Source organism: Lysinibacillus sp. UBA6686 (assembly GCF_002455205.1).
GTDB lineage: Bacteria > Bacillota > Bacilli > Bacillales_A > Planococcaceae > Lysinibacillus > Lysinibacillus pakistanensis.
Genome location: NZ_DKJS01000007.1, coordinates 1 through 25105 on the forward strand (window position 1 = coordinate 1; position 25105 = coordinate 25105).

Here is a 25105-nt window from a genome sequence, read left to right on the forward strand (position 1 = left end):
GCGAAACAGCGGAGCCCCCGAGTGAAATGCGTGACTCCAAAACTAGGAATTTAATTATTATCCTCAATCAAAGAATTTGCAAGTAGCATAAATTCAAGCGTAATACGATTATGCCCCTTCATAAAATTTTCCCCTAATAGACTTTCCAGTTTTTTTAAGCGATGGTAGAGTGTCTGCCGTACAATAAACAATTGTTTGGCTGTCTGCTGCTTGGAGCCATTTGTTTGTAAATAGACCTGCAACGTTTCTAGTAGCTTACTATTATATTTCCGATCGTATTCAATAACGGGCTGTAAATAATCATGAATCACTTCCTGTAAATTCACCTGCATCTGAAGCTTGTAAATAAGATGATATAAATGTAAATCATCATAAAAATAAGAAGTTGTTGGCACCTTACTGCAAATATATAATGTATCAAGCGCAGTTTGATAGCTTTTAGGAATTTCTACAACATCTGAAACTACCTTTCCGATGGCTACTTGATATCCCTGAGATATTTGTTTTTTGTAAAACTCTGCCTTCTGAAGTGAAGAGCATAACGAATTCAATAATTCACGACTCGATTTACTATCTTTGGTATGAAGAAGAATAAAGATAATATAGCTCTTTCTCTCGAATAAAAAGGGAATAAATCCATGTTGTTCAAAGAGGTTTCGGTAATATAGCTTACTGTAGACAATATCCTCCTGTACTTTAGGAACAGTATGTGGAGACGCTAAAATAAAGACAGCCCCACTAGATATTTTGAAGTTTGAATGATGAGTGACAATAAATTTGTAAATTTCCTCTTTCGATAATTTTTGATCTATCCAATCTACTAGAATAGTGGCATCCTCCATATTCTTTTTTTCCTCTATATAAAACTCTCTCATTAAAAGCTGTGCTAACGCTGTAGCTGTACGATCTAAAATGAGTAGTTCGAATTCTGAAAATTGACCATCTGCCCTAAAAAGAGTCAAATCAGCATAGTGCTGATCAAAAATAAAGATAGGTTCATGTTTAAATTCGGAGGCTTTTTCCTTCATCGCAAGTAATTGCTGCCGCTTATGAGGTACTGCATTTGGGAAAAAGATAGGCTCTCGACTTTTAATAGAAAAAACAATTTGTGTTTTTAATTCATTATACATATTTTGTAAAATATCCTCGGTTGTTTGTCCTAATAGGGCGTTTTTATTTAATGTTTGAGAGTAAGATTCTAACGTGGAAATCATTAAATATTGTTGATTTAATATTTGACTATGTAAATCCTGGGTAATGCGAACGAAGGGAACAGTTTCATGAAAAACGATGATAGGGAAGCTATGACGGTTGGCAAGGGATACAATGATTGCTGGAATGGTTTGTAGATAATCACCATACTCAATGCATAATGCAGCGCAATTTTTGTGAATTAAAGACTCTACAAAAAAGATAAAATCGTCTATGCTATGCTGCAGGCTTATGCCAGTTGTCAATACCAATTCATCACCAGCCAAGAAATTATCTATTTGGACAATTTCTATGACATGCGCCCATTTGACAATCCGTAATAATCCATCTTCTCCAGCTACTACTTCTGCACTTTTAAAATGTTTATTCTCTAATACATCCTTCACCTTTAATTTAAATTGATTCATCTGTAAGCCCCTTTCATTTTTCTCTTACTACTGTTTCAGAAAATAAAAATTTTATTTTAAGAATATTTAGTCTATTTTACATTATGTTTAAAACAAAAGTATAGAATTTTACAGTTTGTCTATTACTTCCAAAGTGTGGAACATGTAAGATTTTTTTAAGCGATAATCCAATCTAAAAAAAGAGGTGACAGATATGGAGCAACAAACGCATTTACAGAGAGGGTTAAAGAAAAGGCACATGACAATGATTGCGATTGCAGGAGTTATAGGGGCAGGTCTGTTTATGGGAAGTGGCTCGGTTATTAACCTAGCCGGCCCTGGTGCTATACTATCTTATATTTTTGCTGGTATCATCGTCATTCTTGTCATGCGAATGCTTGGGGAAATGGCAGCGGTCAATCCAACAAGTGGATCTTTTGCGCATTATGCACATGAATCAATTGGTCCTTGGGCTGGTTTTATGATTGGTTGGTTATATTGGTTTTTCTGGGTCATAGCCATAGCCTTAGAAGCAACGGCTGCGGCTGCGATTATTCAATATTGGTATGATGGTATTCCTTTATGGTTGCTTAGTCTTTTACTGACAGTAGCGCTAACTTTAACAAATGTACTTTCCGTAAAAGCTTTTGGTGAATTTGAATATTGGTTCTCTCTTATTAAGGTTGCAAGTATTGTAGTTTTCTTAGGACTTGGTGCATTTATTATATTTGGCATTGCACCGAATTTTAATGCGATTGGGACTGCTAATTTAATTGGGCAGGGCGGTTTTTTACCAAATGGTTTTGGAGCAGTTCTAGTGGGTGTAGTTATTGTTATTTTTTCCTTTATGGGAACAGAAATTGTAGCGATTGCGGCAGGGGAATCCGATGAACCTTTAGCAGCAGTAACGAAGGCTACAAATTCTATCACATGGAGAATTTTAATCTTCTATGTTGGATCCATTACAGTGGTTGTTACATTATTGCCATGGCATTCCTCGGATATTCTAACAAGCCCATATGTTGCGGTACTGGATCATATCGGTATTCCTGCTGCTGCACAAATTATGAACTTTGTGGTCTTAACGGCTGTGTTATCATGCTTAAATTCCGCACTTTACGCGACATCAAGAATGGTATTTTCTTTAGCAGAGAAGGGAGAGGCCCCAAAAGCCTTTTTGAAATTAAATAAAAAGGGTGCACCTGTGAATGCCATCCTAGCTGCGACATTTTTCTCCTATATTGCTGTTATTATGAACTATGTTTCACCAGATAAAGTCTTTATGTTTTTACTTAGCTCATGTAGTGCAATCACCTTAATTCTTTATTTGATTATTGCCTTTTCACAATTAAGAATGAGAAGAAAAATTGAACAGGAAAATCCGGAACTCTTAAAAGTGAAAATGTGGTTATTTCCATATTTAACGTATTTTACTATATTGGCTACAACTGCATTGCTTGTCTCTATGTTCTTTATTGACTCCATGCGTTCTCAAATATTTTTTACATGTATTATAGTGGCAATCGTCATGATATTCTACATGGTCACTCAAAAGAAAAAGCTCTCTAATCCTGAACATGAAGTGATTTTCCAAAAGGAAGAGTTAGATTTTGAACAACAATAACAAGGAGTGGTGAAAAGATGACAGTTCAGCAAAAAATGAAAACGCTAACACATTTTATTAACGGGGTGGAGGTAGCTGGCACAAGTGGACGATTTTCAGAAGTTTATAATCCATCTACAGGAGAGGTCATTGCACAGGTTCCATTAGCAACTAAAGAAGAGGTTAAGCAGGCGATCCAGCTAGCAAAGGCAGCATTCCCTGGATGGAAAAAAACAGCGATTGGTAAACGAGTAGAGGTATTACATCACTTCCGTCAATTATTGATTGAAAAACAGGATGAATTGATTGCCTTGATCTGTGAGGAAAGTGGAAAAACTATAGAAGATGCAAAGGGAGAAATTGTACGTGGTATTGAGTCTGTAGATATGGCGATAAGTGCTCCGCAAATGCTTAAGGGGGAATACTCGGTCAATGTAGGTGGTAATATTAATGCATTTTCCGCAAAGAGTCCGCTTGGGGTTGTTGCAACAATTGCTCCATTTAATTTCCCTGTAATGGTTCCACTTGCTATTACAAGTATGGCAGTTGCAGTAGGGAATGCCGTTATTTTAAAGCCATCGGAGAGGGTACCGATTTCAGCACTGTTTATAAGCAAGTTGTGGAAAGAGGCAGGCCTTCCAGATGGAATTTGGACAGTCGTCAATGGCGACAAGGAAGCGGTAAATGAACTTCTTGAAAATAAGGAGATACAAGCAATTTCATTTGTTGGTTCAACACCTGTTGCTGAATATATTTACCAAACAGGTACTAAGCATAATAAACGTGTAGCTGCATTTGGTGGCGGGAAGAACTTTATGATTGTAATGCCAGATGCCAACCTAGAACAAACAGCGAATGCATTTTTAGGGGCAGCCTATGGAGCAGCTTCTCAGCGCTGTATGGCTATTTCAGGCGCACTTGTTGTTGGAAAAGATACAGAGCAACGTTTTACTGATATCTTAAAAGAAAAAATTGCACAATTGAAAATAGGGCCATATACAGATCATGAGGTGGATTTTGGTCCAGTAATTACACAGCAATCAAAAGATGTCATTATTCGCTATATTGATGGTGCCATTGCTGAAGGTGCAAATCTAGTGATAGATGGTCGAAATCCCAAAATATGCGAAACATCAAAAGGCTTTTATCTTGGACCAACACTACTAAATAATGTAACACCAGATATGACAATCTTTAAGGAAGAGGTTTTTGGTCCTGCACGTATTGTAGTAGGTGTTCAAACATTACAGGAAGCCATTGATGTAATTAATAATCATGAACTGGGGAATGGAGTCACAATGTTTACGAATAATGGCTCAGCAGCCCGTAAATTCCAAGAAGAAATTGAGGTAGGGATGGTAGGGGTTAATGTCCCAATTCCAATTCCAGTAGGCTATCATAATTTCGGTGGATGGAAGCGTTCAAAATTTGGTGAAGGGCATATGTTTGGACCTGATCAAGCTCGTTTCTTTACAAAGGCAAAAACAATTTCTGAACGCTGGCCAGACGAAACGGAGAATACAACAAGTTCCTTTGCGTTTCCTAGTAATAACGATGTGAAGAGCTAAGCAAGTCACAATCATAGAAGGGGTGTTAATATGGCTGAGGTAAATCTTAAAAGTGATGTTTTAAAAAAGGATGAACAATATGTTTGGCATTCTATGAAACCCTATAATCCACAGGCTACTTATATAGTGGAAAAATCAGACGGTGCAAGAATCAAGGATACAGATGGTGTTGAATATATTGATGCGATGGCAGGGCTTTGGTGTGTGAATGTTGGCTACGGGCGAAAGGAATTAGCGGATGTTGCACATGAGCAGATGATGAAAAATCCATATGCACCTTTATCGCAAGGCCATTTACCAGCAGTGGAGCTAGCTGAAAAGATTAATGAATTACTGGGCGGAGATTATGTCATCTTCTTCTCCAACAGTGGCTCAGAGGCAAATGAAACTGCTTTTAAAATTGCACGCCAGTATCATCAGCAAAAGGGGCAAAGCTCTCGTTATAAAATTATTTCTCGCTATCGTGCCTATCATGGCAATTCCTTTGGCGCATTAGCTGCAACTGGGCAAGCAGAGCGAAAATATAAATATGAGCCATTATCACCTGGATTTGTACATGTAGCTCCCCCAGATCAATATCGTGAGTATGAATGCGACACTGTTGCCCCAACAGATTTGGCAAGTGTTAGGGCTGTTGATAAAACAATGACATGGGAGCTTAGTGATACGATTGCTGCCATGATTTTAGAGCCAATCATTACAGGGGGCGGGGTTATTATGCCTCCAGAAAATTATTTAATAGGCATTGAGGAAATTTGTAAAAAGCATGGAGCTTTAATGATTGTAGATGAAGTAATCTGTGGTTTTGGCCGAACAGGAAAGCCATTTGGATTTATGAATTATGGAGTCAAACCAGATATCATTACAATGGCAAAAGGAATAACAAGTGCTTATTTGCCCTTATCAGCAACAGCAGTAAAACGGGAAATTTATGAGGCATTTTCCGGTTCTAACGCATATGATTATTTCCGTCACGTTAATACATTTGGCGGTTCACCTGTAGCCTGTGCTGTAGCATTAAAGAATATTGAAATTTTTCAGCGGGAAATGTTGTTTGAGAGATCTAGTAAGATAGGAGCGGCAACCCTCCAAGCACTTCAACAGGCATTAAATAATCATCCAAATATTGGGGATATTCGCGGCAAAGGTCTATTAATTGGAATCGAATTAGTGGCAGATAAAGCAACTAAGGAGCCATTACCAGTGAGTCAAGTAAATGCAGTGATAGCTGCATGTAAAGAGCAGGGTGTTATTATTGGTAAAAATGGAGCCACTGTTGCTGGGTTTAATAATGTTTTAACGTTATCCCCGCCACTGAATATTGCTCAAGAAGATTTAACGAAAATAATTGAAGTGGTCATAGAAAATATTCATAAAATTTAACTTTATTCGGCAAATGTTTTTTGTATCGAAAGCGTAGCGGCAGATACAGATCTATAGGTGGTGAGCTGTCTTTTAAGTCTTTACTAAACTTAAAAGACAGCTCATTAATAAAGCATCAGAAAGGCAAGACGAATGATTAGTATGAACAAAAAGATTCCAGTCAAAACTAGTAAAAGTATAATTCTCTTTTTTAAAGTAGTATTCATAAAGTCATCACCTACTCCTCTGCTTTAAACATGTAACCGCTATAAGATTTATAGATAATCATTACAATACCCATTAGCATGAAATTTGATAGGAGTGAGCTTCCTCCATAGCTTAAAAATGGCAACGTCATACCTGTTACGGGTAAAAGTCCAATTGTCATACCAATGTTTTGCGTAATTTGGAAGGCCAATAAACTAGCAATGCCCGCTCCCATTAGCGTCATAAAAGGATCCTTTGCCTCTACTGTAACGAGGACAATGCGATAAATCACAAAGAATAAAAGAGCAATGATGAATGAAGCTCCAAGGAAACCTATTTCCTCAGCGATATTTGCAAAAATGAAATCTGTATGCTTTTCTACGACATAGACATTATTTTGCAAGTACCCCTTTCCTGTAAATCCTCCTGAGCCTATTGCTAAAAAGCCCTGTCTAGTTTGAAAAGATGAATCTGGATATTCATAAGGTTGCAGCCAGCCATAGATGCGTGAAATCTGATGTCCAGATAATTTACTTAGGACCGTTTCTGTAAAAAAATCATTAAATTTTACATAAAGAATAACCACAACGCTCATAATCGATACTGGTATAGCAGCAAAGATTATGAGCAGTTTTTTTTGAATACCTGAAAAGAAAAGCATTGGTATAATCATCGCCATATAAAGCATTGTCATGCCTGTGTCAGGCTCCTTATAAACAGCAAGTGTAGGCGGAATTGTAATGATAGCAATTATAAATAGGAGCCGCATATCTGTTAAAAAGGAAGGATTCTTATATTTTTCCTGATGCGCGACAATAACTTTGCTGACAACAATTAAAAACGCAAACTTTAAAAACTCTGATGGCTGGAATGAACCTAATATTGGAATCTGATACCAGCGTTTTGCCTCGTTAACCGTTCTAGCTATACTCTCCGGTGCTATAAATAATCCGAATGTCAATAACACCATGATGATATAAAAGGGCCAGCCAATCTTCTTTAGTTGTTCTATATCAAGTGTAGCTACCACAAACATCGTTACAAATCCGATAAGGTAGTAGAGTGATTGCTTGATGATAAAAGAGCTAGAATATTGTTCAAATACCGAACTGCTAGAGTGGACGAAGAGACAACTAATCATACCAAGTAACAGCAAGCAAATGACTAAACTTCTATCTAGTTTTTTGAACTGTAACACGCAAACACCTCCTATTTCCAAAACGCTACTATTAATACCAAACGTTAGGAAGGGATAGAAGGTTGCAAATGGAAATACAAGGAGCATTAAATACGATGTCTTTAATAAAATAATTTAATATTTTTTTTACAAATTATAGATACTTCACAACTCTTCGAACAATATTTACAAAAACATAACACTAGCTTTATATCTGGATACTATGATTATTGGTAAGAGCTGGAGAAGGAGCCAAGGATCATGCAATTTTTTCGTTACATAATGGTGAAGGACAAGCTACTTGTACTAATGATCGTTTGTGTGCTTTCAAATGTACTGCTAGGAATTTTTAGTGTGGATTATCTAAGGAAAATGTCCTGGCAAGCAAGTGAGAGCTATACACAAGGACTAGTACCTATTGGTTGGTTAAACGAGCTAGAGGAATCACAACGACAATTAGATTATTTAGTAGATGCAGCAGAACCGTATCAAGAAATGATTACCATACTCAATAGCATGGAGCAGCCTTTAGATCATTTAGTGAGACTAGAAGTCGATAAAAAGATGGATCATCAAATGAAGAAATACAAGACCTTACTTGCACAGCAGATGGAATTGATTGAAAGCTATAAGCAATTGAACCCAAAGGAACAACAGCAGTTTTATACATTGTCCTTTTTATCTGTAAGCCAGCAAAGCCATACACTACTAGAAGAAACTCAAAGCTATTTGGTGCAACGTGCTAAGGAACAGCAATTGGCCTACCAAAAGGATGTGCAATTTGGGTACTGGCTGCTTGGCGGGGTATGTTTATTTGTTGTATTGTTAGTTATTTTTATTGGCTTTATAGCTACAAAGGCTGTAAATGTACCAACTCGTCAATTGAAATCTTTATTAAAGCGTGCAGAGCAAGGCGATTTCACAGCAAATGCTAGCTATGTCGCACATGATGAACTAGGTGAGGTAGTGTTATCTTACAACCAAATGGTAAATGAGGTAAAAACGCTGCTTCATACCGTAACAAATAGCGCACATGAGGTGGAAGAAATGACTGGAAAACTCCAAGAATCGTCGGAACAGTCATCTACTACAACACATAAAATAGCAAAGGATGTACAGTCTATTTCAGCTTCAACAGCTGCCTCAACTACAAAATTGGCTTCCAATACAGCATCACTCGAGGAAGTACTGAATGGTGTACAAATTATTTTAGAAAAAGTACAGGTGGTAGAAAATTTTGCTCATAAAACTGCACGTGATGCAGAAAGCGGCACAGAAATTGTACAAGCAAATTTAACGCAAATACAGAACATTAAGCAGGCGGTCGAAAAATCAAATACAGCCATCTTTAATTTAGTTGAAAGAGCCTCTACTATTGACCAAATGGTGGAAGTAATTGAAAGGATTACTGCACAAACAAATCTTCTAGCTTTAAATGCATCAATAGAAGCTGCACGAGCAGGAGAGCATGGCAAAGGGTTTGCAGTAGTGGCAAATGAAGTTCGTAAGCTTGCAGAGCAGACGGTTCAATCAACACAAACGATTACATCCATTGTGCAGAATATCCATCTAGATTCAAGCTACGCCGTGCAAATGATGGAGGGTGTATTAGCCGCAACAGAGAAGGGTGTTCATGTAACGGGAAAAACAGCTACAAGCTTCGATCAAATCTTAGAAAAAGTACATACTATTAAGCCATATATTATGGAAGTATCGGCTACCGTTCAAGAGATTGCTAATCATACGAAAAAGGTTAGTGAGGATGCTGTTATGCTAACAACGTTTTCTGATACAAATGCTGCCTCGACCAAGCATGTAGCTACACTAACTTCAGATCAATTATCTGCTCAGCAGCAATTTCATAATTATATAAAAGAGTTGCGGAAAGTATCAAAAGTTTTACAAATTGCCGTGAAGCGATTTTCAATATAATAAGCAAGTGAACCTTTCTTTATTTAAATACAAAGTGAGGTTCTTTTTTTATGGCTCAATTTAATTATGAAATAAATGGATAAATGTCCTCTTCAAATATACATATGTATTTTATATATTTTTTCAGCACTATATTTTTAAGGGCTCATATACTGAAAATAAGAACTCGTTCGTAGTGTTTTGTAAAAATGGAAATATAAATGTTGTGTTTTTTATATGAACACATTATAATGAAATTCATTGAAAGTGTTATTAAATCAATGTTTATACACATTTAAATGTACTTTCCATAAGTACAATTGTTCATAGGTGGAGGTTTGGAGAAATGAAAAAGATAATTGTTACTGGAGCACTTGGCCAAATAGGTTCTGAGCTTGTAGAAAAACTTCGAAGTATTTATGGAGAGGACAATATCCTTGCTACAGATATTAGAAAGCTAGAACATACTAGGGGCCCATTTGAAATATTGGACGTGACAGATGGACAAAGAATGCATGATTTAGCAAAAGATTTTGGTGCAGACACAATGATGCATTTAGCAGCATTATTATCTGCAACTGCTGAAAGAAATCCATTGCTAGCATGGAATTTAAATATGGGTGGCTTAATGAATGCATTAGAGGTTTCACGCGAATTAAATCTACAATTTTTTACACCGAGCTCAATAGGTGCATTTGGTCCATCAACACCGAAGGACAATACGCCACAGGATACGTTACAGCGACCTACAACAATGTATGGTGTGAACAAAGTAGCTGGTGAACTTCTATGTGATTATTATTACAATCGCTTTGGCGTAGATACACGTGGTGTGCGATTCCCGGGATTAATTTCGTATGTAACGCCTCCAGGAGGTGGTACAACAGACTATGCTGTTGAGATTTTCTATGAAGCGATTGAACAAGGCAAGTACACTTCCTATATTCAAAAAGGCACCTATATGGATATGATGTATATGCCAGATGCTTTACAGGCAATAATTGATTTAATGGAAGCTGATAGCAAAAGCTTGATTCATCGCAATGCCTTTAATATTACAGCAATGAGCTTTGAGCCAGCCCAACTTGCAGCTGAAATTAAGAAGCATTTACCGCATTTCCGTATGGATTATAATGTAGATCCAGTACGTCAAGCGATTGCAGATAGCTGGCCAAATTCTTTAAATATAGAAGCTGCACAGAAAGAATGGAGCTTTAAAGCGGAGTATGACTTAGCAAAAATGACAGTTGATATGCTAGAAAAATTAAAAATCAAGTTGCAAACAAAAGCAATCTCATAAATAAATACAGCCCAAATGAAACAGATGACGATAATTTCGTTATCTGTTTTTAATATGCCTCAATATACCTGTTTTTTAGAAAAAGTTAACAATAAAAAGAAAATTATTGGAATATATAGCGTAATTTATAAATTTAAAATATAATAAAATTCAGAATATTAATAGTATTCGATTAAATATGACTAATAATATTCTATAGGGGGAAAAGTTTACGAGATGAAGGGATGGATGGTTTTATGATGCAAACGCCATTAGTGTTAACCAATTTTTTTAAGCGAGCAGAAAGTTATTTTGCTAGAAAGATGATAGTTTCTCGGACAGGTCCAGAAAAAATTCACCGCTTAACATATGGAGAGTGGGCTAAAAGAACACGCCGTTTAGCAGATGCACTAACAAAGCTGGGAATGAAAAGAGGAATGAAAATTGGCTCCTTTGCGTGGAATCAGCATCGCCATTTAGAGGCATATTTTGCAGTACCATGTTCAGGTGCAGTTTTACATATGGTGAATATTCGACTCTCAGAAGAGCATTTAATATATATTATTAATCATGCAGAAGATGAGATTTTAATGATTGATCAGGATCTTGTACCAATCATTGAAAACATTGCGCCAGAGCTTAAGACAGTGAAACATTTTATTATTATGACAGATGAGGATGTTTTACCTGAAACGACATTACCAAATGCATTATCCTATGAAGAGCTATTAGCAGCCGCCGATGAAAATTACCAATTCCCAGAGGATTTAGCTGAGGATTCACCTGCTGGTATGTGCTATACAAGTGCGACAACTGGAAATCCAAAGGGGGTTGTTTATTCCCATAGAGGTTTAGTATTACACAGTATAATGTTGAGTATGTCTGATTCCATGGGGATTGCTGAGCGAGATGTTGTAATGCCTATAGTACCGATGTTTCATGCAAATGCATGGGGTTTACCATTTGCAAGTGTTAATGTCGGCGCAACACAAGTATTACCAGGTCCGCATTTTACATCAGCCTTAATTTTAGATTTAGTGGAGCAGGAAAAAGTCACACTAACAGCTGGTGTTCCAACCATTTGGATTGGAGCATTACAGGAGCAGGAGAAGCGAGAACGGGATATTCGTTCATTACGTGCAATCTGTTGTGGTGGCTCAGCCTCACCAACTCGACTAATTCGTACATTTGAAGAAATCTATGGTATACCATATATTGTTGTGTATGGCATGACAGAAACAACACCAATCGTAGCATTATCGAATTATATGTCTTGGATGGAAGAGTGGCCAATTGACAAGCGAATTGAATCACGAGCTATGCAAGGAATGACAATGGCGGGCATTGAATCCAGTATTGTGAATGACAATGGAGAGGTACCATGGGACGGAGAGACGATGGGTGAGCTCCGCTTACGTGGTCCATGGATTTCTCATGAATATTATCGGGATGAACGTACGGCTGATGCGTATCGAGACGGCTGGCTATATACAGGAGACATTGCAGTACGAACAGAAGATGGCTTTATCAAAATAACGGATCGTACAAAGGATTTAATCAAGTCGGGTGGGGAATGGATTTCCTCAGTGGATTTAGAAAACGCGTTAATGACTCATGATGCCATTTTAGAAGCGGCAGTTATTGCGATTCCGCATGCCAAGTGGCAAGAACGACCTTTAGCTTGTGTTGTGTTGAAGGAAGGAAAGTCTGCAACAGAAGAGGAGCTACTGGCATTTTTAGAAAGCCAATTTGCAAAATGGTGGGTTCCAGATGATGTTGTATTTTTAGAGGAAATTCCAAAGACGTCTGTTGGGAAATTCCTAAAAGCCAAACTAAGAGATAATGTAGCAGAAATTTATCCGAAATTAAGTACACTTGTATAATAAGAAGAGCGATTCCGGCATTGGGAGTCGCTCTTTTGCTTACATTATTTATTCAGCATTTGGAATACTTGCTCTACGTCCTTATCGCCACGACCTGAGATATTAATAATAATACTTTCGTCAGGTGATAGAGTTGGTGCTAATTTTAGAGCATGTGCCACAGCATGAGAGCTTTCAAGTGCTGGTATAATCCCCTCAACCTTAGATAGCACCTGGAATGCTTCAAGCACTTCCTCGTTTGTCACAGTAACATATTCACCACGGCCAATTGTTTTTAAGTAGCTATGCTCAGGGCCTACTCCAGGATAATCTAATCCAGCGGCAATCGAATATGTCGGCAGTGGATTACCCTCTGCATCCTGCAATACTAAACATCTAAAACCGTGCAAATCACCTGGAGTCCCTTCATTCAATGTGGCAGCCTTATCGGGCTCAATACCGATGAGACGCACATCCTCATCTGAAATATACTCTGCAAACGCACCAATGGCATTACTACCACCACCTACACAGGCAAGTACAGCTGTTGGAAGCTTTCCTTCTTTTTCTAAAATTTGTTCACGGCTTTCACGACTAATAACTGATTGAAAATGTTTCACCATGGATGGGAATGGATGTGGTCCTACAGCTGAACCTAGTAAGTAGAAGGTAGTTTCATAGTTTTCTACTAAGTCAGCGAATGCCTCATCAACTGCATCTTTTAGTCGTCCTTGTCCCTTATCAACAGCGACTACTTTTGCACCAAGAAGCTCCATACGAAACACATTCAATGCTTGGCGTTTGGTATCCTCTAAGCCCATATAGATTGTGCAATCCATACCAAACATTGCACAAGCAGTCGCTGTTGCTACGCCATGTTGTCCAGCACCAGTTTCAGCAATAACGCGATTAGCACCCATACGTTTTGCTAGTAGAATCTGTCCTAAAACATTATTGATTTTATGTGAACCTGTATGGTTGAGATCCTCGCGCTTTAAATAAATTTTTGCGCCACCTAATTGCTTTGTTAAATTTTCTGCAAAATAAAGTGGAGATTTACGCCCAACATATTCACGGAAATAATAATCTAGCTCATTTTTAAAGTCTTCATCGTCTTTGAATTTCTGGAAGGTTTCATCTAAAATATTCAATACATTTTGAAGCTCATCAGGAACAAAGCTACCGCCAAATTCACCGAAATACCCATTTTTCTCTGCTACTTTACCCATCTCTCTCGACTCCTCTTTCTAATTTTTCCATAAAAAAAGTCACTTCAATCCTTCTGGTAAAAGGACGAGTAACCGTGGTGCCACCTTTATTCGCAAAAACTGCGCGCTTTCGTACTCCGGTAACGGGGAGTAAATTCGACCTCACATTTTAATGAGGCTGCTCCAAAGTCCATTCACAAGTATGTACTACTGATTTGCACCAGCCATCAGCTCTCTTTAAGTACTACTGCTTGCTACTACTCTTTTTCTTTGCAGTTATTATTGAAAAGAATTGTAGAATATTTTCAGAAAACTGTCAAGAGTATAAAAAAAGACGAATCTATTAAGACTCGTCTGTTAAATTAAATGATTAAAGTTTAAACGTTTATTCAATATATACATAATCGGTGCACCAACTGCTAAAACAACAAATTCACCAGCAGCAACAGTTAACCATGTCCAGAAGAACGGTAATTCTAAAGCTAAGTTCAGTTCAAAGGCGATGATGAACATTGTGCATGTAAATAAAAATGTATTGATGATTAAACGTGCCCAAATATTTTTAACAAATTTACAGATTAAAATAAACAGTCCTAGAGTAAGCATCGAGTGCCCTACACCAAATAATAAATCATAAATGCCTAATGGTGAAAAAAGATTGGAGATAAATACCCCAAGAATAATTCCAACGGCAAAGCGTGGATTAAAGGCCACAAGATGATTAAAAATTTCCGATACGCGGAACTGGACCTCTGTAAAGCCGAATGGTGCGACTAATAATGTAACAGCAATATAAAGTGCTGCAATAATACCACTTGCCGCTAAAAACTTTATTTTCATATTCATTTCTCCTTAGTTTTTTTGCGTGGGATGGTTACGAACCACGGTGTTTTTCACACAGTTAAATATTTTAGTATAGAAGGATAAATGAAGTCAAATGTCAGAAATATCTATTCTGTTATTGACAAATTAATTAATCAATAATATTGTTTTATTAATTGATTAATTAATCAATTAATAAAATTTTGGAGGTTATGCATGTTAAGAGTAGAGAATTTGGTTAAATGTTATCAAAATGGGGATGAATTGCTTTATGCGCTAAATTCAGTTTCGTTAGCTATTGAGGAGGGCGAATTCGTAGTAATTTTAGGCCCCTCTGGATCCGGTAAATCTACACTTCTAAATGTAATTTCAGGGCTGGAGACACCTGATTCAGGAAGCGTAATATATGGTGATTACGAGATTTGTGGATTAAATCAAAAGGAACTGACCATGTTTAGGCGAGACAAGACAGCTTTTATTTTTCAAGCATATCACTTACTCCCATTTTTAAATGTGGAAGCTAACATAAAGATGGGTGCGGATTTAAAAGGAAATCAAAATATCACTGAAATAATTGATGGTGTAGGACTACGTGGATTAGAACACCGTCTTCCTTATGAACTTTCAGGAGGACAACAGCAAAGAGTATCAATCGCACGTGCATTAGCAAAGAATCCTGATTTTTTATTCTGTGATGAACCAACCGGAGCATTGGATGAAGAAACAAGCAAACAAATCTTAACTTACTTAAAAGAGCTTCAAAACCAACTGAAATTTACAATTATTATGGTAACCCACAATGTTAGTATTGCTCAAATTGCATCGAAAGTAATTAAGATGACTAGTGGAAGAATAGTGGAAATAATTAACAATGTTCATCCGCGTAATGTGAACGAGATAAAATGGTAAAAGGGTGGGTGCACTAATGAAATTGAACAAACAATATCCGTTAGTATTAGTTGTTGTCTTTTCTATGTTTATTTGTTCATTACTAGTTTTTTATCTTCAAAACTTAAGTTCTGTAAAAAATGTTCTAGCAGGGCAAAATCAACAGGATTTTACGCTTATTCTACAGAAAGAAGGAATAATAGAAGATCTTTCAAGAGAATATTCTTTTACATATGAACCGCTAGCATACAAAGTTATTTATGAAGAAAATAATATATTTCGTGTAATGAAAAATACACGTAGCATAGATATTCCAATGTATTCTGAAGGTGTTGCACCTAACGAAATGAGTGAAATTGCGATAGATCAAAACTTTTCTAAGCAGAATGGTCTGACAGTAGGCGATTCAGTTGATATCGGCAATACCTCCTATTTCATTAGTGGCGTTTTTACTTTACCAGATGCAGTCACACCAGTAGTAGCGGATAATGGAATAACTTATAAATCAACTAATCAGGCATTTATATTATGTAGTGAAGATCTGTACTCAACATGGGATGAACAAGAAAGAATAAGTTATTCTGGTCGATTTTCTGAGCATTTGTCAGAGAAGCAAAAGCAAATTTTTCTAGAAAAAATGCTTATGAACACAAGTGTAAAGTCAATAGTTAATAAAGAGGATAACCCTCAAATACTTTCTTCATTAATTGCAAAAGAAAAAATGTTTAAAGTCTGTCTTATAAGCGCCCTATGCTTCCTGATATTAACCATAGTAATACTACTTACTACATCCATAATCCAAAATATAAATGAAACAAAATCTGATATGGGTGTTTTTAAAGCACTTGGCTATACTACCGTACAGATTGCTAAAAAATATCTTGTAGTAGGCGTATTTGTATTGATAGGTGGAATAATAGGATATTTAACTTCCTATATAATCAGCCCACTATTTATTAATCGAATCAATTCTACATTCCTTGTACCTAATGTTTTACAAAAATTCGATACTGTACAGTTCATTCTATTTACAATAATCCCAGCGCTGTTTTTCTCTATACTAGCGTTTGGAATTGCCGTATTTACCTTACGGAAGCCACCATTAGAAATGATTCATAATGCAGAGTCAGTAAAATTAAATATTTTTGTTAAGCGAAGGCAAAAAATTAGAAAAACTATACCTTTTAAAAAAATAGTATTTAAATCAATTATTGCTAATAACATTTTATTAGTTTTATTGGCATTGCTCACAGGCTTTATGGCTAGTGCAAATTTACAAATTGCTTTTTCTTTGCAAGCAATGGCTGATAAGGTATCTTCATTAACACTTAAGGGAGTCGAGTATGAAAGTAATGTTCGGTATAATGAGGCTAAGGCAATGGAATCTTTGTACTCAGGAATACCTTATTATACGGTAGATTGTAGATTTGAATTTCCGAACGGTAATGTATTGAACAATGGACAATTTATGACATTATCTAATAGTTCGTCTCTGTTTAAGCTCTATAGTATTCAAAAACAGGACAACATAGATATTTCAAAGCAAGAAGGAATTGTTGTCAATGATTGGATGCGTAAGAAATATGATTTGTCAATTGGGGATACAGTAAAGATATATATAAATAATGATGCTTATCAACTACCTATAGCCGCTATTGAGCAATCAGTGTATGGAGAAATAGTTTATAGTAATATTGAAATTGCGAACAAGTATGGCATCTTAGAAAAAGAAGAATATAATGGTGTATTTACGGATGACAATGTAGAGTTTGACAACAAACAGCATATATTTGTTTCAAAACAAGAAGATATAATCGATTCAAGCTCTCAGCAAAAAGGAACGTATGTGGCTTTATCATTTTTATTTATCATAATTGGCTTAGCTTTAAGCATTTTAACAATTAGTATTGTTGTAAAGGTTATTATTTCCTCTAATCGAAAATATTTTGCATTGATGAAAGCTTTTGGCTATACGGATTCTGAATGCAATCGAATCGTCTTGTCAGGATTTCGTATAATCGCATACATTGGATTTATTATTGGAACAATTTATGCGATTATTTTGTCTAAATTTTTGTTTGATGCACTAGCTAAATCTTCTACAATGGCAATACCGATGACACCAGATGTTAAGGTGATAGTACTCTCCCTTGCAATCTTTGCTGTTTCATACGAGGTCATTATGTTAATCTATAAAAAAGGCTTCAATGCTGTATCAGTGCAGGAGGTTATGATGAAATGAATAAACGCCGCGAACAGAAGGAAGTTAGACGAGAGCAAATTCTAAACGCGGGCTTGGATTTGTTTATAAGAAATGGTTACCATGGAACTACAACGAAAGAGATCGCAGACATATTTGGAATTAGCCAAGGATTGCTGTTTCATTATTTCGGCTCTAAAGAAGAGGTATACCTTGAACTATTAGAACGAGCTAAAACAAGTATGTCTGATATTCATATTTCAGAAGAGGAATTAGAGCATCCTTTAGAGCATTTAAATACGATGATTACGATGATACTGGATTCTTTTAAAACTTATCCGTTATCAGCAAAATTATTTATGTTAGTTGGACAAGCACAGATAGCAAGTAACTTACCAGAGGCAGTTCAACAAGTATCAAAGGATATCGCTGCCTCTAAGGAATTTGAAAATTTAGTTAATGTAGGCCAAGCTAAAGGGGTAATACGAGAGGGAGATCCTAAAGCGCTCGCAGGTTGTTTTTATTCTGCAATTCAAGGTGTTGCGCAAACTTATGTTTGTTTCCCTGATATCCCTTTACCACAAAGTAGCTGGTTAGTAGATATTTTGAAAAAGTAAAACGATAAAATAAGCCTGACATTTCTTTTGAAAATGTCAGGTTTTTTGATGTATAATTTAAAATCAAATGTCAGAAAAATAAAAGTTTTTTTACTTTAGTGATGTTCATTAAATAACTTCGCAAAATTGTCATAAAAAATTTTATTATGTTAGAAAAAGAAATCACTTTAGGAAAACAGCGTAGTTTAGCGGTTTAAAGCGACAAATTAAATGAAAAACTAAAATATTTCGTCAAATCTAAAAGTCAGAACATTCATAATGTTGTTGACGTACCCTAATAATCACGATAATATAGCGATACGTTCACACTTTGTTTGAGTGAAGTGTGATAGATATCTGAAAAATAGTCGGGGGGATTATTTGTGAAGGGCAATTTAAAAAAGCTTTCGTTCCTATTATTTGGGTTAGTATTGTTACTTGCTGCTTGTGGTAGCGGTGGTTCTAGTTCATCTGATTCAAAGGGAGACGAGAAAAATAATGCAAGTGAGAGCAGCAAGGAAGCAGAAAAAACATATAAAATTGGGATTACTCAAATAGTGGAGCATCCATCTTTAAATGCTGCAACTGACGGCTTTAAAAAAGCAATTGATGACGCGGGCTTAAAAGTGGAATATGATTCACAAATCGCACAAGGTGATAACAGCCTAAACACAACAATAGCTAACAATCTAGTGAGCGCAAACGTAGATTTAATCTTCGCTAACTCAACACCGTCTGCACAAGCTGCAGCAACAGCAACTAGCGATATTCCTATTATCTTTACTTCTGTTACAGACGCAATCGGTGCCCAATTAATCGAATCAATGGAGAAACCGGGGAAAAATATTACAGGTACGATCGATTTACATCCTGAAACGATTTCTAAAACTGTAGCATTCTTAAAAGAGCTTGGAGCTAAAAACGTTGGTATGGTCTACAATGCTGGTGAGCAAAACTCAGTAGCACAAGTAAAAGAAGTGAAAAAAGTTATGGGCGAGCAAGGTCTAACAGTTGTTGAAGCATCTGCGGCAACTTCTGCAGAGGTAAAACAAGCAACGGAATCATTAATTGGTAAAGCAGATGCTTTCTATATTATTACTGATAATACAGTAGTTTCTGCATTAGAATCTGTCATTGACGTAGCGAATGCAAATAAATTACCACTTGTTGTAGGAGAGCTTGATTCTGTTGCTCGTGGCGGCTTAGCAGCATACGGATTTGAGTATTTCGATATTGGCTATGAGGCAGGGCAAATGGCTGTAAAAATTCTAAAAGGCGAAGCAACACCAGCAGATACACCAGCACAATACCCACAAAACTTAAAACTATTAATCAATAAAAAAGTGGCAGATGATTTAGGAATCGACATTAAGGATTCTTGGGGAGCAGAACTTTTAGAAAAGTAATGTCCAAAGTGGCATTATATTGGGGTTAAGCGGGGGAGGATTGTCCCCGCTTTCTCTTCATTTTATACGATAATTTTAGGAGATGATTCGACGATGTTTACAGCATTATTTGGCTCAGTGGAGCAAGGAATCATCTATGCAATTATGGCACTTGGTGTGTACTTAACATTCCGTGTGTTAGATTTTCCGGATTTAACGGTTGATGGAAGCTTTGTAACAGGGGCGGCTACAGCAGCAACGATGATACTGCTTGGTTATCACCCAATCTTAGCGACTGTAGTGGCAATTGTTGCTGGATTTATTGCAGGATGTATGACTGGAATTCTTCACACAAAGGGGAAAATTAACCCGTTATTATCGGGTATTTTGATGATGATTGCTTTATATTCTATTAACCTACGTATTATGGGGTTAACTGCAGAAAATACGATAGGTCGTCCGAATATTCCATTATTGAACTCAGAAACGTTATTTTCAAAGTTTCAGACATTTTGGAGTAACTTAGGCATCGATGCTGCATTAAATAACCTATTAAAAGGCATGGGCATTCAGCAAGTTCCAGCAACATGGGGCACGCTAATTGTCGTTTTAATCATCACGATTTTAATTAAGTTAATTGCAGACTGGTTCTTAAAGACAGAAGTCGGACTGGCTATCCGAGCAACTGGTGATAATAAGCGAATGATTCGCAGCTTCTCAGCAAATACAGATACACTTATTATTCTAGGGCTAGGGCTTTCTAATGCACTTGTCGCATTTTCTGGAGCTTTAATCGCACAGTATTCGAAGTTCTCAGATGTAAGTATGGGAATTGGTATGATTGTGATTGGTCTAGCATCCGTTATTATTGGTGAGGCCATCTTTGGTACTAAAACAATTATGCGTACGACATTTGCTGTTATCGCAGGGGCAATTATTTATCGTATTATTTTAGCTCTAGCATTACGTGTAGATTTCTTAGATTCAGGAGATATGAAATTAATCACAGCCATTATCGTTATTCTAGCGCTAATCTTACCTCAATTTATCAATAAGAGGAAGGAGCGCAAGCGTAAGGTTAAACGGGCAGCAGAGCGTTCACAAGTAAAGACTGTTGAGCAGGGAGGGAAAGGTCTTGCTTAAGCTAAACGGTATCAATAAAATTTTTAATGAAGGTACACCTGATGAAAAAATTGCGCTTGCTGAAATTAATTTGCATTTAAAGCCAGGTGATTTCGTGACAATTATCGGTAGTAACGGTGCTGGTAAATCTACGATGATGAATATGATTTCAGGTGCTTTAACGCCTGATTTTGGCTCGGTGTTAATTGATGGAAATGAGGTGACGACATTACCTGAATATAAACGCTCTCACTATATCGGCCGCGTATTCCAGGATCCAATGGCAGGTACAGCGCCAACGATGACGATTGAAGAAAACTTAGCATTAGCTTATTCACGAAATAAAGGTAGAGGGATACGCATCGGTGTTGATAAAAAGCGTCGAGAGTTTTTTAAAGAATCATTAGAGATGCTTGGATTAAATCTTGAAAATCGTCTATCAGCGAAGGTTGGCTTATTGTCAGGCGGGGAACGTCAAGCTTTGTCACTTTTAATGGCAACATTTACAAAGCCATCTATTCTATTGCTTGATGAGCATACGGCAGCACTTGACCCTTCTCGTGCAGAGTTAATCACTCGCATTACAAAGTATTTAGTTGAAAAGGATAACTTAACAACATTAATGGTTACTCACAATATGCAGCAAGCATTAGATTTAGGAAACCGTCTAATTATGATGGATAAGGGCCAAATTATTTTAGAGGTTGGCGAGGATCGCAAGCACGAATTGACGATTCCAGATTTAATGGCAGAATTCGAACGTATCCGCGGAGAGAAAATGAATTCAGATCGTGCTTTATTAGGGTAATCCAAACGCTCATACATAGGTATGGGCGTTTTTTAAGTTGGGAGATAAATTTCAGAAGGTTTACATTATAATCTAGCTAAGGAGGTGAAAAAATGCTATTGAAAATGAGAGAAGTATCATCGAAGCAACAGATGTTAGAGATGATCAATCGAAGGTTATCGAAATCTCACGCTAAGTATGATTATTTTCAAGAAATGCTAAGAAGAACTAAGGCAGGGTATGCAGGTGAAAAAAGAGTTGATCAGGAATGGAAGGAGATCTATTTACAGCAAGCGTATTATTTATTACATGATGTGGAGTTTAAAGCGAAGGGTGGATCATGATACATTATTAATGACACAGTATTTTATCTTAGTATTGGAGATCAAAAATATTTCCGGTCGTGTTGATTTCATGGCTGAAAACCACCAGTTCATAAGAGTTACTTCTGATGGAAGAGTAGATGGGTTTCGCAATCCGTTAGATCAGGTAAAGCGACATGTTAGATTTATGTCTAGAATGCTTCACATGAGAGGGCATCATATACCAATAGCGTGTTTTGTTATTTCTGCAAATCCAAATATGATTATGTCTCCTCGTTTTGCGACTCAGCCAATTCTCCATGTAAGTGGCTTGGCTGAGAGGGTTGAGCAATTATACAGGAAGCATCGACAAGTTTGTATAAGTGAAGCTGATTTAATTGAGCTCTCAGAACATCTGCTGCAAATGCATAAGCCAACCCGATGGATTCCAGATATTCAGCTAGATGAACTAAAGAAAGGGGCCTTGTGTTCACAATGTAATCATACTTTATGCTATATACATGGGAAATGGCGCTGTAGTAATTGCAATATAATCGATAATCAATCGATGCTTGTTGCATTGCATGATTTTCGATTAATGATGGGTAACCATATTTCAAATGCTCAATTTCGTGATTTTTTTGATATTAACTCAGAGAAAGCAGTTTATTATTTATTGAAAAAATTAAAATTTGAAGCATTTGGTGAAAATAAGAGTAGAAAATATATCATTCCATCAACATTGTTAGATTAAAATGTTAGCGACAAAACTATCGAGCGGTCAGATAGTGTCGTTTAAGTTGGGGGATAATGCGCTGAAAAGTCTCGATAAACACCAGAAAAGTTTCGATAAACCTCAAACTTGTTTCGATAAAGCCCTAACTTATTTCTATTAACCTTCTTTTGTCCCTACAAAAAAGCCACACTTTCATAAGAAGTGTGACTCATTGTTTTAGACGAGTAAGCCGAAGAGCTGAATGTCGTTATTTACCTCTTTATATTTAAAGCCAAACTCATTCATACGTGCTAATAAACCTTCATATTCGTCACGATTGCCAAGTTCGATACCGACTAAGGCAGGACCACTCTCTTTGTTGTTTTTCTTTGTATATTCAAATGTCGTAATATCATCATTTGGCCCTAATACACTTGTAAGGAACTGGCGAAGTGCCCCTGCACGTTGAGGGAAGCTTACAATGAAGTAATAAAGTAAGCCCTCGTGAATTAAAGATTTTTCTTTAATCTCCTGCATGCGTCCAATGTCATTGTTGCCACCGCTAATGATGACAACCACTGATTTCCCTTTAATTTCTTCCTTATAAGAATCGAGTGCAGCAACAGATAATGCACCAGCAGGCTCTGCAATAATGGCATGCTTATTATAAAGGTCTAGAATTGTTGTACATACTTTTCCTTCAGGTACTAGAACAATGTCATCTAAATAGCGGCGACAAACATCATAGGTATGATGACCGACGCATTTGACTGCAGCACCATCAACAAACTTATCAATCCAGTCAAGTGACACTGCACCGCCCTCTGCAAATGCAGCTTTCATACTGCCCGCACCAGCAGGCTCTACACCGATGATTTTACTTGTTGGGGAAAGGTTTTTAATATAGGCAGAAACACCAGACATTAATCCTCCGCCACCAACACTACCAAACACGTAGTCAATAGGTTCCTCTATATCATTCATAATTTCAACAGCAACAGTTCCTTGACCAGCGATTACATCAAAATCATCAAATGGGTGAATGAAAATTTTACCATGTTCTTCACAGTAGTCTAATGCACTTTCAGCAGAATCATCAAAAGTATCACCAGCTAAAATAATTTCCACATATTCTCGACCAAACATACGCACTTGGTCAATCTTTTGCTTAGGAGTAGTTTGAGGCATAAAGATACTTGCATGAATTTTTAATTGCGCACAGGCATAAGCGACACCTTGTGCATGATTACCTGCACTTGCACAAACAACTCCAGCTGAGCGAGCCTCTTCTTCAATCTTTTTAATTTTATAATAGGCACCACGAAGCTTAAATGAGCGTACATGCTGTAAATCTTCGCGTTTGAAATAAATATTAGCTCCGTATTTCTCGGATAAATAGTCGTTTTTCTGTAGCGGTGTGTGCACGACTACATCTTTTAAAAAATGATGTGCAATTAAGACATTTTCAACTTGCACGGTTCTAGTATCAGCAACTTCCATAGTCTTCATCCTCCGTTTTACGTATAAAACATTTATCTATGATAGCATATTTTATTAGAAATTTGCTATTAATTTTTAGTAAATTCTAAATTTTCGGTGTCTATTTTGTGTTTATAAGAATAATGAAACATATTCGAGAAAAAACAATGCTTATCGAGCTTCAAGTAACCGCCAATATTCAAAAAAATTTCCTCATAACCAAAATGGTCAAGCATATACTAGACTAGCTTAGGACTAGTAGGAGGGTATGTAATTGGAAATCATTCAAGGGATTCTATCTACATACATTCAATTTTTCGATTGGGACATGTGGAGGGAAGTTTTAACAGACCCAGTGTCTTGGGGATTAATATCAACACTAATTGTTATCGAGGGTTTACTATCAGCAGATAATGCACTTGTATTGGCAGTACTAGTAAAGCATTTACCAACCAAGCAACGAAAACGAGCGCTAATGTATGGTATGTTGGGTGCCTACTTTTTTCGCTTCCTGTTTATAGGCATCGGTGTATACTTAGTAGAATTTTGGTTTATAAAATTACTAGGTGCCTTGTATTTAGGATGGCTGTGTGTCGCGCATTTCTTACAAATAGGGGAAGAGGATAGTGTCAAGGAAGTAAAAAAAACAGGCTTGATGGTTCGACTGTTTGGGACGTTTTGGGCAACCGTTATCTCAGTAGAATTAATGGATATTGCTTTTTCGGTTGATGCCATATTTGCTGCATTTGCGATATCCAATCAAATATGGATATTACTGGTCGGTGGAATGCTAGGTATTTTAATGATGAGAACCATTGCAGGCCTATTTCTAATCATTATTGAAAAGATACCTGAACTTGAGACGACAGCCTTTATCATCATTGGCATTATTGCGCTGAAAATGCTAGTAAGTATTGTTGGTGTTCATGTTCCGCATTATATGTTTTTTGTAGTTCTCATTATTGTGTTTACATTTACTTTCATTATTCATTTTTTGAAAAAATTAAGAGTTGCTTAACAAAAAGGTTCTGCTC

At 36.7% G+C, this 25105-nt stretch carries 20 protein-coding genes, 1 riboswitch and 1 other annotated feature; of the genes, 15 read left to right on the forward strand and 5 right to left on the reverse strand.

Translation table 11 applies throughout. The features are described 5' to 3' along the window. Window positions 1-50: 50 nt before the first annotated feature. Window positions 51-1619, reverse strand: a complete 1569-nt coding sequence (locus B2R82_RS01795) for a PucR family transcriptional regulator (RefSeq protein WP_286923238.1) — start codon at window positions 1617-1619, stop codon at window positions 51-53. A 193-nt stretch (window positions 1620-1812) separates the two neighbouring features. Here B2R82_RS01795 and B2R82_RS01800 point away from each other — a divergent pair, with 193 nt between their 5' ends. Genes B2R82_RS01800 through B2R82_RS01810 form a run of 3 tightly spaced genes read left to right on the forward strand, consistent with a single transcriptional unit; the run spans window position 1813 to window position 6152 of the window. Continuing rightward, complete coding sequence (locus tag B2R82_RS01800) at window positions 1813-3222, forward strand: amino acid permease (RefSeq protein WP_286923239.1); 1410 nt, start codon at window positions 1813-1815, stop codon at window positions 3220-3222. A 17-nt stretch (window positions 3223-3239) separates the two neighbouring features. Continuing rightward, window positions 3240-4769: a CoA-acylating methylmalonate-semialdehyde dehydrogenase gene (locus B2R82_RS01805; RefSeq protein ID WP_286923240.1), complete on the forward strand. Its 1530-nt coding sequence runs from the start codon at window positions 3240-3242 to the stop codon at window positions 4767-4769. Window positions 4770-4799: 30 nt separating this feature from the next. Continuing rightward, window positions 4800-6152 (forward strand): aspartate aminotransferase family protein, encoded by a 1353-nt coding sequence (locus B2R82_RS01810; protein ID WP_286923241.1) that lies wholly within the window; start codon window positions 4800-4802, stop codon window positions 6150-6152. A 217-nt stretch (window positions 6153-6369) separates the two neighbouring features. Here the strand turns inward: B2R82_RS01810 and B2R82_RS01815 are convergent, their stop codons facing one another. Continuing rightward, complete coding sequence (locus tag B2R82_RS01815) at window positions 6370-7536, reverse strand: FtsW/RodA/SpoVE family cell cycle protein (protein WP_286923242.1); 1167 nt, start codon at window positions 7534-7536, stop codon at window positions 6370-6372. A gap of 240 nt (window positions 7537-7776) precedes the next feature. On the opposite strand from B2R82_RS01815, the gene B2R82_RS01820 reads away from it, so the two are divergent. The 3 genes from B2R82_RS01820 (at window position 7777) to B2R82_RS01830 (ending at window position 12588) form a co-directional block, all read left to right on the forward strand. Next, a complete protein-coding gene (locus B2R82_RS01820) occupies window positions 7777-9447 on the forward strand; it encodes a HAMP domain-containing methyl-accepting chemotaxis protein (RefSeq protein ID WP_286923243.1) in 1671 nt (556 codons plus the stop codon). Window positions 9448-9772: 325 nt separating this feature from the next. After that, entirely contained in the window at window positions 9773-10726 is a 954-nt protein-coding gene (locus B2R82_RS01825) for an L-threonine 3-dehydrogenase (protein WP_286923244.1), read from the forward strand. A 236-nt stretch (window positions 10727-10962) separates the two neighbouring features. Continuing rightward, window positions 10963-12588: a long-chain fatty acid--CoA ligase gene (locus B2R82_RS01830; protein ID WP_286923286.1), complete on the forward strand. Its 1626-nt coding sequence runs from the start codon at window positions 10963-10965 to the stop codon at window positions 12586-12588. 44 nt (window positions 12589-12632) lie between these two features. On the opposite strand, the gene trpB is transcribed toward B2R82_RS01830, so the two are convergent. Then, complete coding sequence (trpB, locus tag B2R82_RS01835) at window positions 12633-13796, reverse strand: tryptophan synthase subunit beta (protein ID WP_286923245.1); 1164 nt, start codon at window positions 13794-13796, stop codon at window positions 12633-12635. Window positions 13797-13853: 57 nt separating this feature from the next. Continuing rightward, window positions 13854-14055: a binding site (T-box leader), on the reverse strand. A gap of 77 nt (window positions 14056-14132) precedes the next feature. Continuing rightward, window positions 14133-14615 carry a QueT transporter family protein gene (locus tag B2R82_RS01840; RefSeq protein ID WP_286923246.1) on the reverse strand — a complete coding sequence of 161 codons (483 nt, stop codon included), beginning with the start codon at window positions 14613-14615 and terminating at the stop codon, window positions 14133-14135. Between the two features lie 6 nt (window positions 14616-14621). Then, window positions 14622-14666: riboswitch (PreQ1 riboswitch) on the reverse strand. A gap of 147 nt (window positions 14667-14813) precedes the next feature. Here B2R82_RS01840 and B2R82_RS01845 point away from each other — a divergent pair. From B2R82_RS01845 to B2R82_RS01880, 8 genes are all read left to right on the forward strand, one after another. After that, on the forward strand, window positions 14814-15506 hold the full coding sequence (locus B2R82_RS01845) for an ABC transporter ATP-binding protein (RefSeq protein ID WP_286923247.1): 693 nt from the start codon (window positions 14814-14816) through the stop codon (window positions 15504-15506). 16 nt (window positions 15507-15522) lie between these two features. Next, entirely contained in the window at window positions 15523-17727 is a 2205-nt protein-coding gene (locus B2R82_RS01850) for an ABC transporter permease (RefSeq protein WP_286923248.1), read from the forward strand. Beyond that, window positions 17724-18302: a TetR/AcrR family transcriptional regulator gene (locus tag B2R82_RS01855; RefSeq protein WP_286923249.1), complete on the forward strand. Its 579-nt coding sequence runs from the start codon at window positions 17724-17726 to the stop codon at window positions 18300-18302. Before B2R82_RS01850 ends, B2R82_RS01855 begins: the two co-directional genes overlap by 4 nt. A 362-nt stretch (window positions 18303-18664) precedes the next feature. Then, window positions 18665-19687: an ABC transporter substrate-binding protein gene (locus B2R82_RS01860; protein WP_286923250.1), complete on the forward strand. Its 1023-nt coding sequence runs from the start codon at window positions 18665-18667 to the stop codon at window positions 19685-19687. Between the two features lie 93 nt (window positions 19688-19780). Further along, window positions 19781-20809: an ABC transporter permease gene (locus tag B2R82_RS01865; RefSeq protein ID WP_286923251.1), complete on the forward strand. Its 1029-nt coding sequence runs from the start codon at window positions 19781-19783 to the stop codon at window positions 20807-20809. Further along, window positions 20802-21596 carry an ABC transporter ATP-binding protein gene (locus B2R82_RS01870; protein ID WP_283870668.1) on the forward strand — a complete coding sequence of 265 codons (795 nt, stop codon included), beginning with the start codon at window positions 20802-20804 and terminating at the stop codon, window positions 21594-21596. The genes B2R82_RS01865 and B2R82_RS01870 overlap by 8 nt, the downstream gene beginning before the upstream one ends. Before the next feature lie 92 nt (window positions 21597-21688). After that, window positions 21689-21919: a hypothetical protein gene (locus B2R82_RS01875; RefSeq protein ID WP_286923252.1), complete on the forward strand. Its 231-nt coding sequence runs from the start codon at window positions 21689-21691 to the stop codon at window positions 21917-21919. After that, window positions 21885-22631: a nuclease-related domain-containing protein gene (locus B2R82_RS01880; protein ID WP_286923253.1), complete on the forward strand. Its 747-nt coding sequence runs from the start codon at window positions 21885-21887 to the stop codon at window positions 22629-22631. The genes B2R82_RS01875 and B2R82_RS01880 overlap by 35 nt, the downstream gene beginning before the upstream one ends. A gap of 198 nt (window positions 22632-22829) precedes the next feature. Here the strand turns inward: B2R82_RS01880 and ilvA are convergent, their stop codons facing one another. After that, the gene (gene ilvA / locus B2R82_RS01885) at window positions 22830-24092 is read right to left on the reverse strand and encodes a threonine ammonia-lyase IlvA (protein ID WP_286923254.1); all 1263 of its coding nucleotides are present in this window, start codon (window positions 24090-24092) and stop codon (window positions 22830-22832) included. A 253-nt stretch (window positions 24093-24345) separates the two neighbouring features. On the opposite strand from ilvA, the gene B2R82_RS01890 reads away from it, so the two are divergent. Then, window positions 24346-25089, forward strand: a complete 744-nt coding sequence (locus tag B2R82_RS01890) for a TerC family protein (protein WP_286923255.1) — start codon at window positions 24346-24348, stop codon at window positions 25087-25089. Window positions 25090-25105: the final 16 nt, after the last annotated feature.